This window comes from Terribacillus halophilus, assembly GCF_900101385.1.
Taxonomy (GTDB): Bacteria; Bacillota; Bacilli; order Bacillales; family Amphibacillaceae; genus Terribacillus; species Terribacillus halophilus.
In genome coordinates this window covers 93,420-109,610 of sequence record NZ_FMZB01000004.1, presented here as the reverse complement: position 1 = coordinate 109,610, position 16,191 = coordinate 93,420, and the positions used below count along the sequence as shown (strand labels likewise).

Below are 16,191 nucleotides of genomic sequence, written 5' to 3'. Positions count from 1 at the left end.
AACCAATTTATTGTCGGATTATTCCCCTACCTTTTATTAACCTATTCCTAAATTCAGCAAACCTGTTTGAATACAAAAACCGCAAGCCCGAAGCTTGCGGTTCTCCAATCAGTTTGTAATTGAATTTTGCTGTTCTTTTTTATACGCCTCGAATTCTTTTGATGTGCAAAGCACCCAATGTTTCGGGCTGATTTCACGGAATTCCGGCTCTTCACTCGTATCATGCTGGCTTGGATCATAGACGATACGATTGCGATTACGCTCGTAAATGGGATCCGGAAGCGGTATTGCAGAGAGAAGGGAACGTGTATAAGGATGCACTGGGTTTTTATACAGTTCATCCGCATCCGCAAGTTCCACCAACTTCCCGAAATACATAACGCCAATCCGGTCACTGATGTATTTTACCATGGAAAGGTCATGGGCGATGAACAGGTAAGTAAGTCCCTTTTCCTTTTGAAGCTGCTTCATCAAGTTGACTACCTGTGCCTGAATGGATACATCTAGTGCAGAAATCGGCTCATCGGCAATGATGAACTCTGGATCTACAGCCAGGGCCCGCGCAATCCCAAGACGCTGACGCTGACCACCAGAGAATTCATGCGGGTAACGGTTGGCATGCTCCTTGTTCAAGCCGACTGTTTCCAGCAGTTCATATACTTTTGCTTTTCGTTCTTCCGCATTTTTTGCCAAGCCGTGAATATCGATTCCTTCTGCAATGATATCCATGACCGTCATACGCGGGTTCAAGGAAGAATAAGGATCCTGGAAGATCATTTGCATCTGACGGTTGAATTTCTTCAACTCAGATTTATTTTTCTTCCCTTGTACGTTTTCCCCTTTGAAAAGCACTTCACCATCTGTGGAGTTATACAGACGGATGATGGAGCGGCCAGTTGTGGACTTACCACAACCCGACTCGCCTACCAATCCGAATGTTTCCCCTTTATAAATATCAAACGTCAATCCATCCACTGCTTTGACGACGTTGTTTCTTCCAAGTTTGAAATGTTGCTTCAGATTCTTGATTTCAACTAATTTTTCCTGACCCATTATCGCTTCGCCTCCTCAGAATGGTCCATTGACTCAATCCGCTTCTTCACTGACTCAGGTGGCTCGATCTTCGGTGCATCTTCATGCAGCAGCCATGTAGCTGCATAATGCGTATCAGATACTTTGAACATCGGCGGCTCCTCGACGAAGTCGATCTCAAGCGCGAATTTATTACGCGCTGCAAAGGCATCCCCTTTTGGAGGTGCAATCAAATCAGGTGGTGTACCCGGAATCGCGAATAGTTCCTCCTCGTCACTTTCAAGTGTCGGCATGGAACCAAGCAACCCCCAGGTGTACGGATGTTTCGGATTGTAGAACACTTCATCAACTGTACCGATTTCAACAATTTTACCGGCATACATTACCGCTACCCGGTCCGCCACGTTGGCAACAACACCAAGATCATGGGTAATGAAGATGATGGATGTTTCCACTTTCTTTTGAATATCTTTCATCAGTTCTAAAATCTGCGCTTGAATCGTAACATCCAAGGCAGTAGTCGGCTCATCCGCAATCAAGATACGCGGATTACAAGCAAGTGCCATTGCGATCACGACACGCTGACGCATACCGCCCGAGAATTGGTGCGGGTACTGTTTCATACGAGCTTCCGGATTCGGAATTTGTACCAAGTTCATCAATTCAATTGCTTTTTTCTTCGCTTCTTCCTTGCCTAATTTTTGATGTTTAAGCAAGCCTTCCATGATTTGTTTCCCGACTTTCATCGTCGGGTTAAGAGATGTCATTGGATCTTGGAAGATCATCGCTAATTCTTTGCCGCGGATTGATTGCATATTTTTATCTTTCAATTTCGTAATATCTTTATCATCAAACATGATGGAACCTTCTTTAATATAGCCATGCGGTTTCGGAAGCAGCCCCATCAACGCTTTCGTCGTAACGGATTTCCCCGATCCTGATTCCCCTACGATTGCAAGTGTCTCCCCTTTTTTCAGATCAAAGGAAACGCCCCTTACTGCCTGTACTTCACCACTGTGGGTTTTAAATGAAACTTTGAGATTATCAACCTCAAGAATATTGTCTTTTTTCAAGGTAGTCGCCTCCTTTATTTATTTCCTTATCTTAGGATCGAATGCATCACGTAGTCCATCTCCAAGGATGTTGAACACGATCATAATGATTGAAATCAGGACTGCAGGGAATACAAGCAGCGATGGTGTAGTCAATAACGTTTTGAATCCATCATTGATCAATGTACCAAGTGATGCTGCTGGTGAAGGCAGACCTAGACCGATGAAGCTTAGGAATGCTTCGAAGAAAATAGCCGATGGGATGGAGAACATTGTATTGACAATGATCAGACCCATAACGTTCGGAATCAAGTGTCTTGCAATGATTTTACGATTAGGTGCACCCAATGTACGGGATGCAAGGACGAACTCATGCCCTTTGAGTTTGAGTACCTCACCACGTACAATCCTAGCCATACTCGTCCAGCCTGTTATCGTGAGTGCGATGATGATTGCCCATATACCTGGGTCAAGAATCAGGATCATCAAGATTACAACAACCAAGTTTGGTATACCTATGATGACTTCTAGGAAACGCATCATAAAGTTATCGACACGTCCGCCGTAGTAAGCAGCAATACCACCGTAAGCAACACCAATTACCAAGTCAATCAAAGCCGCTGCGACAGCGATCAGAAGGGAAACACGGGTCCCATCCCAAACACGTGTCCAGACATCACGACCCAAACGGTCGGTACCGAAGTAAAAGTACTCATCTTCCAGCCCCTTGGCTGCATACTTATCATAGGTAGCTTTTACCTCAGCAGAGTTCGGACTGCCATCTCCCTCGCTGACAACATCAAATGTAATGAAATCTGACTGATTATCAAATTGTGTATTAGCTTTCATCTCAGCTGTCTGCACATTATTACCATAGAAAGTTTTCGTTTCTTTACCACTTAACCCCAAGAAAGAAATATCCTCTAAAACAGGGATTCTTGGACCCATTAAAGATCGATTAAGATCCTGCTCTTTATACGTGTAATCACTGACTACTGGGGCAAAGATACTCATTAGCACGATAACGATCAGAAGGAACAGCGAAATCATGAAGAATACGTTTTTACGCAAACTTCTTACTGCATCTTGAAGTAATGTGGAACTCTTACGCGCAATGACATCACCTTGTTCTTGTGTGCGATCGGCAGGACGAAAGAGATTTTTATCCAGCTGTTGTTTTTGGTTTTCCATATTCTCAGTCCTTTCCAGAAAGCCTAATTCTAGGATCGATCAATCCGTACAAGATATCGATGATCAGGATCATCACAATGAATACGACAGCAAAGAACATCGTTGTACCCATGATGATTGGAAAATCATTCGTGTTGACTGATGTAACGAATTGCTCCCCAATTCCCGGAACGGAGAAGATTTGCTCGATTACAAGCGTACCAGTCAGCAAGCCGACAGCCAATGGACCTAGGATTGTAATCAATGGAATCAAAGCATTTCGTATACCGTGTTTAAAGATAATCGCGGAACCAGCTAGGCCTTTTGCTTTTGCAGTTGTGATATAATCCTCATTCAACACTTCAATCATTTCTGTCCGCATGAAACGTGCACAAGTAGCCATCGGGAAGATAGCCAATGCTATCGTCGGCAGAATGGAGTATTCAAATCCATTCCATGTCGCAACAGGAAGGATACCCCATTTTACAGCTACGAAGAACTGCAGCAATCCAGCAAAAACGAAGGATGGAATAGACGTACCTAGTACAGCAATTATTGTAGAAAGATAATCAGTGATTCCATTATGATAAATGGCAGATACTAAACCTAGCAGAATGCCGAGCACAGTACCGATAATTAACGCTTGAATTCCTAATTGTGCGGATGGCCCAATCCTATCTCCGAGAATATCAGATACTGAGCGGTTATCATACTTGAAGGAAATACCCAAATCTCCTTGTACAAGTCCTCCAAGATAGTTTGCATATTGAACCGGAATTGGATCATTCAAACCGTATTTTTCGTAGATTACCTCTTGCTGCTCTTCTGTTAATTTGTTTGCATTTGCCAACGGAGATCCTGGCAATAGCTTCATTAACACGAACGAAATAGTAGCGATTAAAAATAACGTAATGATCATATAGATGATCCGCTGTCCTATATACCGTGCCATATGAGCACCTCCTATGATAGTTGTCTAAAAATTCCCTATAATTCGATAATATCCCCCAATGGAAAAGAGAGTATATGCCATGTCGGGATATACTCTCTTTCTCCTGATTCATTTCATATAAGTTTATGTTTCAAACTTATTATTCTGCTGATTCTGCTGCGGCGTTATCTGCATATGCCCATTTGTACTCGAAATCGTTACCAGCTGGGTTAGGGAATACGCCTTTTACTTTAGGGCTCCATAAGAATGCATTACCATCCTGCCATAGTGGAGCAATCGCGGCTTCCTCAAGCAAGATTTTTTCTGCATCAAGGAAGTTCTGCCAGCGCGCTTCAGGATTTGTAGCATTTTCTCCGCCAGCCTGTTCAACCAAGGAATCATATTCCTTATTGGAGAATGCCATACGGTTGTTTTCACCGTCTGTAACGAACAAGTTCATGAATGAGTTAGGATCCATGTAGTCTGGTCCCCATCCAGAAACTTGGATATCGAAGTCACCAGCAGTATCTAGATCAAGTCTTTGTTGGAACGGTACTTGCATTGTTTTAATAGTTAAACCTTCAAGGTTTGTTTCCAACTGTTCTTTGATATAGTCAACAATCTGTGTGGAGCTATCGGTATCGCCAGTCAAGATTTCCAAAGTGATTTCATCTTGGCCAAGTTCTTCTTTCGCTTTTGTCCAAGATTCTTTGGCAGCTTCTAAGTCATAAGTAAGAAGATCGCCATTTTGTTCACGGAAGTCAGTCCCGTCCGGACCTTTAACAAAATCAGTTGGCATCAATCCGTTGGAGACAATGGATCCATCGTTCAATACAACGTTAACTAGTCCTTCTTTATCGATTGCTTGGGCAACTGCTTTACGTGCATTGATGTTAGCAAGAGGTGTTTCTTCACCTACACGGTTTTGGTTAAGTTTTAAGTACCAAGAAGCCATATCAGGAATGGCTACATAACCTGGGTCATTGATGCGCGAATCAACGAATTCTGCAGTCAATGGAGCACGATCAACTTCACCAGTATCATAAAGGTTTACCCCAGTAGCGATATCTTTACTTACTTGAAGATTAATTTCCTCAAGTTGAACATTCTCAGCATCCCAATACGTATCGTTCTTTTCAAATTTCATTGTGCTTCCGTGTTTCCATTCCGTCATCTTGAATGGACCGTTTGAAAGCAGGTTATCTGCTTCAAGTGCATAATTTTCGCCTTGTTCTTCAACGAATTTCTGATTTAAAGGCATAAAAGTAGGGAAAGTAGTTAAAGACTCAAAGTATGGAATTGGATGATCAAGAGTTACTTCCAATGTATAATCATCTACTGCTTTAACACCTAGTTCTTCTACATCCATTTCACCTTGGTTGATAGCAGTTGCGTTCTTGATTACGTCGCCCATCATATAAGGACCGTATTCAGAACCTGTATCAGGGTTAATTGCGCGCTGCCAAGCATAAACAAAGTCATGTGCTGTAACAGGGTCTCCGTTTTCCCATTCTGCATTGTCGCGAAGTGTGAATGTCCAAGTCATTCCATCTTCACTGACTTCTGGATCACCGGTAGCGATACCTTCCGCCAGGGAACCATCTTCTGCCAAACGGTAAAGACCTTCTTGGATTTCGGAAGTCCATTGGATTCCATATTGGTCTTTTGCAAGAGAGGAATCCATAGACGGAATCTCATCTCCGATTAGTAAGTTGAATACCTGCTCGCCATTAGCAGATCCTTCAGCGCTGTCTCCGCTACCACCATCTCCGCCGCTTCCGCCTGATCCGCTAGAGCCACCGGAACATGCAGCAAGGAATGAACTAAGTACTAAAACAAGTGCAAGTAATAACCAGTTCGTCTTTCTCATGTAATACATGACCTCCCCAAAGATTCTGAAATTTTATAACTTTCTCACGAACGACTTGTTCGCAATTAGAATTATACAAGTTTTCTCACAATTTGTGCACCCCTAAATTTATAGCAATTTTACAAAAGTGCGAAAACATTGCATCTTCATGACAAAAGATAGGACTATATAACTAGTTTGTTTTGCTGATATTACAATTTATTTTATGCTTTTTACACAATTCCAAGTATAATGACCCTTGTGGAGGTCTCTCTGTCATAGGAATAAATGTTCTCTACTATTTTATGCTATAATTATTCATCATCTTTAGAAGGCGGTAATAAATGTTGTTTGGTAAATGGAACTGGATTCTACTATTGTTTAATTTAGCGATTGCAGCTGTGCTTTTCTTCCTTTCAGATCAGCAAAATCTCTTATCGCTGATAAACTCTATCTTTTATGTATCTTTCTTCTACTTCATCGTAGCTATGCTATTGTTCGTTATCAAAGGAAGGGTCCTTGATGGAATTACGAGAAGCTTCCGGAAATTCGGTAAAGTGATGAGCAAGGGGATGCTCGACTTTGAAGAAAATGGTGCCCCTTCCGAGTGGGTGAATCGTTCATTCCTAAGTTATATGCAATTCCAGGCTGCTGTCCTGATCGGACTTATGCTTATCCTTCTGGCACTCTTTTATCTGATCTGACCGGCTTGCAAACCGGTCGCAACATGCATATAATGAATTAAAAGCGACGAAGAAAATGTAGTACGATACTCCTCTGGTTGAAGAGAGCTTGTGGCTGGTGAGAACAAGCACCATGAGTAGCGGAAATTGGGTTTTTGGAGCTGCGGGACTGTTTCCCGCCGTTTTAGCAGGCGTTAACTGCATCAAGTGATCCTTCGTATTGGAAGGGTAATTAGGGTGGCACCGCGATCTATTCGTCCCTGCAGCAATAGCAGGCAAGCGAATGGATTTTTTTGTGCCCTTTTGGGAGGAAGAGTAAGATGAAAACTATTTTTTCTGGTATTCAGCCGAGCGGCAGCTTAACGCTTGGCAACTATATTGGCGCCTTGAGCCAATTCCCTGCTTTGCAGGAAGACAATCAATGCTACTTCTGTATCGTGGATGAGCATGCGATAACCGTACCCCAGGACAGATTAAAGCTGAAGCAGCAGATTCGTTCACTAGCAGCCCTTTATTTGGCTGCTGGGATCGACCCGGAAAAATCGATTCTTTTCATTCAGTCAGAAGTACCGGCGCATACACAGCTTGGCTGGATGATTCAATCCATCAGCTACATCGGTGAATTGGAGCGAATGACGCAGTTCAAGGATAAATCTGATGGAAAAGATGGCGTTTCCGCTGCTTTACTGACATATCCGCCGCTCATGGCTGCCGACATTCTTCTATACAATACCGATATCGTCCCTGTCGGTGATGACCAGAAGCAGCATTTGGAGTTGACACGCAATGTAGCAGAACGTTTCAATAACCGCTACAATGATATTTTCACAGTTCCTGACATCCAGATCACGAAGGTTGGCGCCCGGATCATGTCCTTGCAGGAACCGACGAAGAAGATGAGTAAATCGGATGCAAATCTGAAAGCTTCCATTTTCATTTTGGATGAGCCGAAGCAGATCGTGAAGAAAATCAAGAGTGCTGTTACGGATTCCGAGGGTGTCGTACGCTATGATAAAGAAAACAAACCAGGCGTCAGCAACTTGCTCACCATTTATTCGGTAGCGACGAATAAGACGATTGCAGAAAGCGAGCAGGAATTCGCTGACAGTGGTTATGGTGATTTCAAACAAGCAGTAGCTGATGCTGTCGTTGCCATGCTGACTCCGATCCAGGAACGCTACTATGAATGGATGGAAAGCGATGCTTTGGATGAAGTGCTTGATAAGGGCGCAGAACGCGCACAAGCGGTTGCTAACAAGACATTGCGCAAAGCGAAAAAAGCGATGGGATTAGGTCGCGGAAAATAAAAAATAACCGGCAGATTAAAACTGCCGGTTATTTTTTATGAGGTTTTTGCCTGGTCATTTTGCTCAAGCTCCCAAAGCTTTTCATAAAATGGCTGGCCTTTCACCATTTTTTCACATAGTTCCTCTTGCTTTTTGCTCCAGCCGATCGATACTCCGTCATATAACTTCTGCCATGCTTCCTGGAATGCCAGTGAACGATTCACATGATACTCTTCGGGCTTCCATTCAGTCAGCCAATATCTGACTTGCTCCAAATTCTCACTCGTTTCCAGCTGATCCATCGTCATCATCAAGATCTGTTTCAGCTGCCTCTCCTTCCTTGTCAGTCCAACCATCAAGTCCGGCTTCAGGGATAGGATATGATATTCCTTTTCTTCCCCTTCTGCTTTCCATTCGAATGTTTCGGGCTGGATGTCTTCGATCATTTGATAGACAAGCCTTTCTTGTCGTGGAATCAGCCGGCTTTTCCTTACCGGAGTGATATATCCCATCGTATCGATTGCAAGGATCGCTTTTCCGTTCGTTACAATGCATGCATAATCGATGGCGATCCGTTCTTGGTTCTTACGCAGGAAAGCTTTCCGATGAATCATATCCAGCATCGCCTTCGGGAGTTCCCGCAAGTCATTTTCGATGTATGCGAATAGCGCATCTTCTATGTAGAGCAATGGTACCTGATCGAGTAGTTCGATGCCGTCTTCTTTTCGCCATTCATGAAAGGAACATACATTGTAACCATTTTCTTCGCCTTCAAACCAATTCACCCAAATATCATGCATAAATAACATAGATAACCCTCACTTTGCTTTTCGATTCTGCTATTCCGACGACGGCACACGCTTGCATGCAGCTTTATTCATTGGGTGTAAGAGCGTGGTCCGTGTGGGTTGTAGTAGGATACATTATGACCAACCAGCAAAGATTTATTCTTGTATTATATGATTAGGGCAGAAAAAAACCTCCTATATAATAGGAGGTTTTCGGGCTTACTGATATTGTTTGAATACGAGGGCCGCGTTATGGCCGCCGAATCCAAGTGAATTACTCAAAGCGGCGCGAACTTTCTTCTCACGCTTTACATTCGGTACATAATCCAAATCACAAAGAGGATCTTTCTCCGTTTGATTGATCGTTGGAGGAATGATTCCGTCTTGGATTGCTTTGATACAAATGATCGCTTCCACTGCTCCAGCAGCACCAAGCATATGGCCTGTCATTGATTTTGTGGAAGAGATAGCTGTCTCGTAAGCATGATCTCCCAAAAGCTGTTTCAAAGCCGCTGTTTCGAATTTATCGTTAAGTTCCGTGCTTGTCCCATGTGCATTGACATAGTCGATATCCTCGGCTTGCAGTCCAGCATCTTCCATTGCCTGACGCATCGCGCGTACAGCACCTTCCCCTTCTGGTGCTGGTGCAGTAATATGATAGGCATCACCAGATGCCCCGTAGCCGACGATCTCCGCATAAATTGTTGCACCGCGTTCCAAAGCGGAATCAAGTGATTCTAAGATTAAAATACCTGCTCCTTCTCCCATTACGAAACCATCACGGTTGGCATCGAATGGACGGCTGGCTGTCTTCGGATCTTCATTAAAGGAAAGTGCTTTGGCAGCTGCGAAGCCTGCAAATGCCATTTTTGTCAAAGGTGCTTCCGATCCGCCTGTGATCATCGCGTCAGCATCACCGCGCTCAATAACCTTGAAGGCATCCCCGATCGAGTTAGCTCCGGATGCACACGCTGTTACGGAGCAGGAATTGATTCCTTTTGCACCAAGCTGGATGGATACTTGGCCGGAAGCCATATCCGGAATCATCATTGGTACAAAGAATGGGCTCACTCGGCGTGGACCTTTTGTCATCAATTTCTCGAATTGTTCTTCATATGTGCCCATTCCGCCAATGCCGGAACCGATCCATACGCCAATACGATTTGCATTCTCTTCTGTGATGTCCAGTTTCGCATCTTCAACAGCCATCTTACTCGCTGCTACCGCATATTGCGTAAAAAGATCCATGCGTTTCGCATCTTTCTTTTCCATATAGGCTTCCGGATTGAAGTCCTTTACTTCTGCTGCCACTTTCGCAGGGTAATCATCTTTATTTACTCGGGTCAAAACATCAATGCCCGATTTACCTTCCAAGAGATTCTGCCACATTGAAGCGGCGTCATTTCCAACTGGTGTCACCGCGCCTAGACCTGTGACAACAACTCTTTTCTTTTCCATACAATTGTTCCTCCTTCTTCAGCAATCATTCACGCTGAAGCTGTTCTGACTGGTCGAAAAATAGATAATGACCATATTAAGAGCATAATCTGAAGTATATTGTAACGTATTTTTCTTGTTCTGTAAGCTCTTAAGTTAAACAAAATATCTTCCCTTCCAAATTCCAGGGTAAACACATAGACAAGATACATTGACTGCACATACTATATCCCATGGAGGTGTGCGAAGTTGAGAAGAGATGATTCCCGAATGGATGAATTTCTTTTTGATAAAAGAAGAAATTCGCGACAGGAACCCGAAGAACTGAAAAAAGAAGACTCGAACAAAGAATTCAACTTAATGGAGACCGCCGGCACCATCATGGAAACCTACGAGCAGCTTTCTCCATATGTTAAACATCTGAAAAACCATGCCATGAAATTCATTTCAAAAAAATAAAACTGGCTCGGGCAGGATCAATTGTAAAAACGGCTGTATTGTGCATAGTGTCTGTGCAAAACAGCTAAATCATCCGTCAAATTACGTGCGAGGGCAATTACCGTGCGATCCTCCTGCTCCGGGCATACCTCTTTTGTATAAAATTGAAATTTTTCTATCTCTCTGTTTCCTGATAGGAGCTTGCTGATCGTTTGCATCACAGGTTTGATAGGGAGCGCATGACGGCAAAAATACGCATCCTCAAACGGTATTTGATTCCCATTCCAGCTCAATGCATGCTCATCCCTAGGCATCCATTCCCCATATAATATAGGAAGCAAAATTTGATTCCCTCGTTTGGGAGCGTCTCCAGCTTCATAACTGATATCCACATGGCGATGCGATACGATATCTGTTTCCGCTGAACCGAAAAAACTGATATACGCTTTATAATCCCTATTCTGTACACCTTCGCTGAACATGGCATGACGACCGAGATACATACTCAGATGCACTTCTCTATCTGATAATGATGGTCCATGCAAACCTGACACTTCATGACCATCTTCCAACAGAGCCTGGACGAGATGATATCCTTCCCAGGAATAACATTGACTTACAAGAAAATGCATAAAAGTCACCTCTCCTATTCATGTGAGGATTTGCACAAGAATCGTTTTCTTTTTAGCCGGAACCTGCTATGATAGATGTATATGTGTGAATGATAGAGGTGATACTAATGCGGTTTATCGTAACCATTATTTGGGCGTTTGTCCTTAGTGCTGTCGTAGCATTCGTTTTGACAAGCATGTCCGGTGATTCATACGATATGTCACTCGTTTACGTTATGACTATTGTCTTCAGTCTAGGTGTCTGGGCTGTATCAGCTGTTCTTCCCAAAGGACAAAAGCATGAATAAAACCTTGCCAGTCGGCAAGGTTTTTTCTTTTTACCATGGAATCAAGCTGAGGGCCGCCAAACCGACAAGCGGTAAAACGAGTCGACGGAAACGGCCGCCCGGATACCCATATCCGTATCCGTAGCCATAGCCTGGATATCCATACGGATTACGATGATCGTCGTCATCTTCTACAAAATCATACTGTTCATCTGCTGGTATTGCGAGATGGACATATTCATCATCCACATCCAAGATGATGCCATCGAGCTGGTACCCATCCATCAATTGAACGAGAACGTACTGATTTTTATGCCTTTTGCACATATCCATCATTTGATGAGATTGCGGATATGTTTGTTCATATGAATTTGTCACGATGAACCTTCCCCCTTTACAACATCAGCCTATGCCGGGGAAGTGGCGAGCGTGCAAAAAAAGCCCTCCTGCTTCAGCAGGAGGACAAGCTATCAATCTGGAATTCCAAGTGCAATTTTAGCATAGCGGGACATACGGTCCTTGGACCATGGCGGACTCCAAACGATATTCACTTTCGTTTCCTTGATTTCCGGAATATCCATAAGGACACGTTTCACATCCTGTTCGATATGACCAGCCAGTGGGCATCCCATCGCAGTCAATGTCATGGTGACAATTCCAGTACCATCTTCATCTATGTCTACCCCGTATACAAGGCCTAGATTAACGATATCGATTCCCAGTTCGGGATCGATCACATTCTCCAGTGCCCCGAGCATATTTTCTTCCAACGCCTGATCCATTCCTGCTCCTCCTTCATTCCAGTTAAAAACTGTTCATCTGCATCTATTTAAACATACTTTCACCAAAATAGAAATAAACTGCTACAGTACCTTCTCCAGCCAAGCCGTTCCGGCAAGCATCGCTTTTCTGGAGACTTTGTGACCAGATCCTTCTTCTGTTATATAAGTGAACTGTTCGGTTTTTTCTGCTTTGTTCTCGATTGTTTCATAAAAACTGCGCGAATGCACGTATGGAACGACCGGATCTTTGTCACCATGCCAGAAGAACAGCGGGCGATTGCCGATTGCCTCCGGATGCAGGGAAAGATCGATCTTCTCAAGGGACGTATACATCTGTTCCAATTCTTCTTCCGATATATTCATTTCGATGCCGGATTGTTTGACAGCCTCCACCATCCCGCGAGCGAATGCAGCAATTTTAGGCGATCCCATCATCACCATGCCAGCTTGGACCCAATCGAATTGTGTCAATGCTGCGCATGTTGTGATTCCGCCCATGCTCGTACCGCCGATTGCAAATCGATCATCCTGGATCAAACCTTTATCGGAAGCGTACTGATAGATCTGCTGCAAATCATGCAGATTTTCTTTCACGATGGCAAAGAACTCCATCTGACGTTTGCCGCTGCTTATGTTATCTTCCCGCATACCATGGTGAAGCGCCTCCGGTAATAACACACGATAGCCTCTTTCAGCTAGCATATACGCGATTGGCAGGTTATGCTCCCTGGAACTGGTAAAACCATGGAAATATGTAAATACAGGAAGTTCTTTATCCTCGGCGCCTGCCTGCTCCACACAAAGCAGTGGTACCTCGTTCCAGACTTCTTCTTTAATGACGATCATTTGCTTCATCCTCTTCAACATTTTCCATCCCTACTGCTTCATCTTAGTATGTCCAGCCTGCTTTTGTAAATTGATACTCCTTCGTCTTGACGATTTCTTTACAGATGAGACAGAGAAGGATACACTATAATGTACAATATAGAGGTGATAATGAATGGAAAAACATTTGATAGCACTTGATTTGGATGGAACACTTTTGACGGATGACAAACATATTTCCGAAAAGAATAAACAAGCTATTGCGGCAGCTATTCGAGCTGGTCATGTTGTCGTAATTGCAACAGGAAGACCACATCGCGCTTCTTTGGCTTATTATCGCGAACTCGGTCTTACAACCCCTATGGTCAATTTCAATGGTGCGCTCATTCATCATCCTGATGATAAGAAATGGGACGCTGTCCACTCCCCGATGCCAATTCGTACTGCAAGGAAAATCGTGGACACATGCCATAAACTCGATGTGAAAAATATTATCGCAGAAGTGATGGATGATGTGTATATCGACCGCTTTGACCAGTATTTATTGGATTTATTCCATTTAGAGGAAGAAGAAGATCCGATAAAAGTCGGCAGTTTGACGCAGATGCTCCAGGACGATCCGACATCCCTGCTCATTTACCCGCACGAAAACCAGGTTGCATCCATACGGGAGACCCTGGAGAAAGAACATGCGGAAGTGATTGAACACCGGCGCTGGGGAGCACCGTACCATATTATTGAAATCATCCGAAAAGGCCTGAGCAAAGCAGTCGGCCTGCAAAAGATCTCCCATTATTATGATATCCCGCAAAAAAATATCATTGCCTTCGGTGACGAAGATAATGACTTGGAAATGATCGAGTATGCCGGAGCCGGGGTTGCCATGGGCAATGCAATCGGCCCATTGAAAGAAATCGCTGACTATACAACAGGGTCAAATATGGAAGATGGTATCGCTACCTTCCTGCATGCTTATCTGAAGTTGGAGGTTCCGGCAAATTAACAGTTTTTACAACTCATATTTGCTTTTGTCAAGGAGCAAAATAAAAGCGTAATCGGGTAAAACCGGTTATGCTTTTTACTTCTTTAGACGTTCGGAGGGGTAACGAATGAGTAAGAGAAGTAAATCCAAACGGTTCACAAGTCAGGGAGCGCAAACGGTCAGGCAGCATGACGATGTTTTTGTCTATCGTGAACGCTTCAGCGACACTGTGAAGAAGCAGCAATCAGAAAGCCATAATGGAGGGTTTTAGGATGGAAAACTTCTTCGAAAGAGCCAAGCAAAAAGTGCAGGGCTTGACAAATAAGCCGAGCCAGGATGACACTGCAGCAACGCAGGATGCCATTCAATCTGCATATAACGATGCGACTGCAGAAGAAAAGCAGCAATTGCAGGACTTACAGCAGAAGCTCGACCAGTAACAATAAAGGAGCAGGTCCATTACGGATCTGCTCCTTTATGCTTGCTGTATTGTCATGCTACAGGAGCGATAGCAAAATTCCATCCATTGTCGCCAGCAGAACAAAGAAAAGGATGTAAAGAAACTGCCGATTTAGGCATCAAGAATACGCTCAACAAGCAATATCAGTTGAGTCGGCCTAAACGGTTTAGCCATATAATGTAAAATGCCCGCTTTTTCGTTTCTTCGATATCGGACTGCTTCGTTTTCGCGGTAAGCATGATAATCGGACAATGCTGCTTCCGCGCTGCCGACAGCGACTGCGCTACCTCGATACCTGACATAACAGGCATCATATTATCCAGGATCACCAGGTTATATTCTTCAGATTGCAATTTTTGTAAGGCTTCATTCCCATTAACTGCGTTTTCAACCTCATGACCTACATCTTCCAATGTATCCGTTATAAGCATCCGCAATACTTCTTCATCATCGGCTACTAATATCCTTGCCATTTTCTCTACCTCCTAGGTGCGGAGCGTCAGCCGCTTGATTCTGGCAGCAACTTCTTCAACGTGAAATGGTTTGGTCATATAATCATCCGCTCCAAGCTCCAGTGCTTTTACTACGTCCTGATTATCCTGTCTGCCCGTCAGCATCATCACGAAGAGATTCTTTTCATTCGTGAATTGACGTAATGCTGCCAGTACTTCCAATCCATCCATATCCGCTATGACACCATCAAGGAGAACAATATGCTTGCCCGCTTGCTTGATCCACTCAGAGTCAAGCAGTGAGCCTCCGTTTGCGAAGGTTCTTAGTTTAGTCGTGTATCCATCCATCTGCAGCCCTTCCAGACTTTCCTGGAGCAGGGAACGAATGATTCCATCATCATCCACTACAGATAGATAAAGAGATTTGTAGGGTTCCTCTTCAAAATTATGGCGGCTGGAGTCATATATATTCACTTGCTGCTTTCCGTTTCGCTTGCCGTAATACAATGCCTGATCTGCTTGTTCAATCAACCGAGCCATCACAAAGCGTTCATCATTTACTATTGATGCCACCCCTGCAGTAAAGGATGTGTAAATGGCAGTCTGCTTCAGCTCCTGCGGTCGATGCATGTATCCATCCAGTATCTCCCGCAAACGGCTCGCCGCAATCTCCTCTGAAAGACCCGGCATGAGCAGAAGGAATTCTTCTCCTCCATACCTGATCACATAATCCTCCTCGCGCACGGCATCTTTCAGATAAGCAGCAAAATTCCGCAGGACAATATCCCCGCTGGCATGACCATATGTATCATTCACTTGCTTAAAATTATCAATATCCAGCACTGCACAAGCCAATTCCGACACACGACCAGTCGGGAAGCCTGCTAAGAAAGATCGATTATAAACTTGTGTCAAAGGATCTACAACCACTCGCTGTTCCATTGTATCCAGTAGCCTAAGACGATTGAAGATAAGCTCGATCGCCAAATCATCCACTTCGGGATCATCAATGATATCTGCAATCCCGCTGCGCAAGTAACGCCGCTTTTCTTCAGCATCCAGTCCGCCGCCAATGAACATAACGAATGAAAACATCTTTTGCTGCACGTAAGCTGTATCTTCCTTG

At 43.9% G+C, this 16,191-nt stretch carries 20 protein-coding genes and 1 other annotated feature; of the genes, 7 read left to right on the top strand and 13 right to left on the bottom strand.

The genetic code is table 11. The annotated features are described in order from the left end of the window. Window positions 1-108: 108 nt before the first annotated feature. From BLQ53_RS08660 to BLQ53_RS08640, 5 genes are all read right to left on the bottom strand, one after another. Window positions 109-1,053: an ABC transporter ATP-binding protein gene (locus tag BLQ53_RS08660; protein ID WP_093726914.1), complete on the bottom strand. Its 945-nt coding sequence runs from the start codon at window positions 1,051-1,053 to the stop codon at window positions 109-111. After that, entirely contained in the window at window positions 1,053-2,105 is a 1,053-nt protein-coding gene (locus tag BLQ53_RS08655; RefSeq protein ID WP_093726913.1) for an ABC transporter ATP-binding protein, read from the bottom strand. Before BLQ53_RS08655 ends, BLQ53_RS08660 begins: the two co-directional genes overlap by 1 nt. An 18-nt stretch (window positions 2,106-2,123) precedes the next feature. Further along, window positions 2,124-3,275: an oligopeptide ABC transporter permease gene (gene opp3C / locus BLQ53_RS08650; protein WP_093726912.1), complete on the bottom strand. Its 1,152-nt coding sequence runs from the start codon at window positions 3,273-3,275 to the stop codon at window positions 2,124-2,126. 4 nt (window positions 3,276-3,279) lie between these two features. Continuing rightward, window positions 3,280-4,206 (bottom strand): oligopeptide ABC transporter permease, encoded by a 927-nt coding sequence (opp3b, locus tag BLQ53_RS08645; protein WP_093726911.1) that lies wholly within the window; start codon window positions 4,204-4,206, stop codon window positions 3,280-3,282. Between the two features lie 139 nt (window positions 4,207-4,345). After that, entirely contained in the window at window positions 4,346-6,055 is a 1,710-nt protein-coding gene (locus BLQ53_RS08640; protein ID WP_093726910.1) for a peptide ABC transporter substrate-binding protein, read from the bottom strand. Between the two features lie 323 nt (window positions 6,056-6,378). On the opposite strand from BLQ53_RS08640, the gene BLQ53_RS08635 reads away from it, so the two are divergent. Both BLQ53_RS08635 and trpS read left to right on the top strand, forming a co-directional pair. Further along, the gene (locus tag BLQ53_RS08635; protein WP_093726909.1) at window positions 6,379-6,738 is read left to right on the top strand and encodes a DUF3899 domain-containing protein; all 360 of its coding nucleotides are present in this window, start codon (window positions 6,379-6,381) and stop codon (window positions 6,736-6,738) included. A gap of 37 nt (window positions 6,739-6,775) precedes the next feature. Then, window positions 6,776-6,982 (top strand) — a binding site (T-box leader). A gap of 55 nt (window positions 6,983-7,037) precedes the next feature. Then, a complete protein-coding gene (gene trpS / locus BLQ53_RS08630) occupies window positions 7,038-8,024 on the top strand; it encodes a tryptophan--tRNA ligase (protein ID WP_093726908.1) in 987 nt (328 codons plus the stop codon). Window positions 8,025-8,059: 35 nt separating this feature from the next. Here the strand turns inward: trpS and BLQ53_RS08625 are convergent, their stop codons facing one another. Next, window positions 8,060-8,812 carry a YjbA family protein gene (locus BLQ53_RS08625; RefSeq protein ID WP_093726907.1) on the bottom strand — a complete coding sequence of 251 codons (753 nt, stop codon included), beginning with the start codon at window positions 8,810-8,812 and terminating at the stop codon, window positions 8,060-8,062. Between the two features lie 198 nt (window positions 8,813-9,010). Continuing rightward, window positions 9,011-10,249 (bottom strand): beta-ketoacyl-ACP synthase II, encoded by a 1,239-nt coding sequence (gene fabF, locus BLQ53_RS08620; protein WP_093726906.1) that lies wholly within the window; start codon window positions 10,247-10,249, stop codon window positions 9,011-9,013. 228 nt (window positions 10,250-10,477) lie between these two features. Between fabF and BLQ53_RS08615 the strand changes: the two genes are divergently transcribed. Further along, a complete protein-coding gene (locus BLQ53_RS08615; protein ID WP_093726905.1) occupies window positions 10,478-10,687 on the top strand; it encodes a hypothetical protein in 210 nt (69 codons plus the stop codon). 17 nt (window positions 10,688-10,704) lie between these two features. Here BLQ53_RS08615 and BLQ53_RS08610 read toward each other — a convergent pair whose 3' ends face one another. Next, window positions 10,705-11,298 (bottom strand): hypothetical protein, encoded by a 594-nt coding sequence (locus BLQ53_RS08610; protein ID WP_093726904.1) that lies wholly within the window; start codon window positions 11,296-11,298, stop codon window positions 10,705-10,707. Window positions 11,299-11,405: 107 nt separating this feature from the next. Between BLQ53_RS08610 and BLQ53_RS08605 the strand changes: the two genes are divergently transcribed. Then, entirely contained in the window at window positions 11,406-11,585 is a 180-nt protein-coding gene (locus BLQ53_RS08605; protein WP_139180859.1) for a DUF2929 family protein, read from the top strand. Between the two features lie 30 nt (window positions 11,586-11,615). Here the strand turns inward: BLQ53_RS08605 and BLQ53_RS08600 are convergent, their stop codons facing one another. The 3 genes from BLQ53_RS08600 to BLQ53_RS08590 form a co-directional block, all read right to left on the bottom strand. Then, window positions 11,616-11,942 carry a hypothetical protein gene (locus BLQ53_RS08600; RefSeq protein WP_244499303.1) on the bottom strand — a complete coding sequence of 109 codons (327 nt, stop codon included), beginning with the start codon at window positions 11,940-11,942 and terminating at the stop codon, window positions 11,616-11,618. Window positions 11,943-12,034: 92 nt separating this feature from the next. Then, a complete protein-coding gene (locus BLQ53_RS08595; RefSeq protein WP_093726902.1) occupies window positions 12,035-12,346 on the bottom strand; it encodes a metal-sulfur cluster assembly factor in 312 nt (103 codons plus the stop codon). 81 nt (window positions 12,347-12,427) lie between these two features. Continuing rightward, window positions 12,428-13,192, bottom strand: a complete 765-nt coding sequence (locus BLQ53_RS08590; protein ID WP_093726901.1) for a prolyl oligopeptidase family serine peptidase — start codon at window positions 13,190-13,192, stop codon at window positions 12,428-12,430. 154 nt (window positions 13,193-13,346) lie between these two features. On the opposite strand from BLQ53_RS08590, the gene BLQ53_RS08585 reads away from it, so the two are divergent. The 3 genes from BLQ53_RS08585 to BLQ53_RS18735 all read left to right on the top strand — a co-directional run bounded on the left by BLQ53_RS08585 (window position 13,347) and on the right by BLQ53_RS18735 (window position 14,593). After that, window positions 13,347-14,174, top strand: coding sequence for a Cof-type HAD-IIB family hydrolase (locus BLQ53_RS08585; RefSeq protein ID WP_093726900.1), 828 nt, complete (start codon window positions 13,347-13,349; stop codon window positions 14,172-14,174). A gap of 106 nt (window positions 14,175-14,280) precedes the next feature. Continuing rightward, on the top strand, window positions 14,281-14,424 hold the full coding sequence (locus BLQ53_RS18910; protein WP_170829626.1) for a hypothetical protein: 144 nt from the start codon (window positions 14,281-14,283) through the stop codon (window positions 14,422-14,424). A gap of 1 nt (window position 14,425) precedes the next feature. Continuing rightward, the gene (locus BLQ53_RS18735; RefSeq protein ID WP_139180858.1) at window positions 14,426-14,593 is read left to right on the top strand and encodes a DUF3813 family protein; all 168 of its coding nucleotides are present in this window, start codon (window positions 14,426-14,428) and stop codon (window positions 14,591-14,593) included. Between the two features lie 163 nt (window positions 14,594-14,756). Here the strand turns inward: BLQ53_RS18735 and BLQ53_RS08580 are convergent, their stop codons facing one another. Both BLQ53_RS08580 and BLQ53_RS08575 read right to left on the bottom strand, forming a co-directional pair. Continuing rightward, window positions 14,757-15,086 (bottom strand): response regulator transcription factor, encoded by a 330-nt coding sequence (locus tag BLQ53_RS08580; RefSeq protein ID WP_244499302.1) that lies wholly within the window; start codon window positions 15,084-15,086, stop codon window positions 14,757-14,759. Window positions 15,087-15,098: 12 nt separating this feature from the next. Beyond that, window positions 15,099-16,172 (bottom strand): GGDEF domain-containing response regulator, encoded by a 1,074-nt coding sequence (locus BLQ53_RS08575; protein ID WP_093726899.1) that lies wholly within the window; start codon window positions 16,170-16,172, stop codon window positions 15,099-15,101. Between the last annotated feature and the right edge of the window lie 19 nt (window positions 16,173-16,191).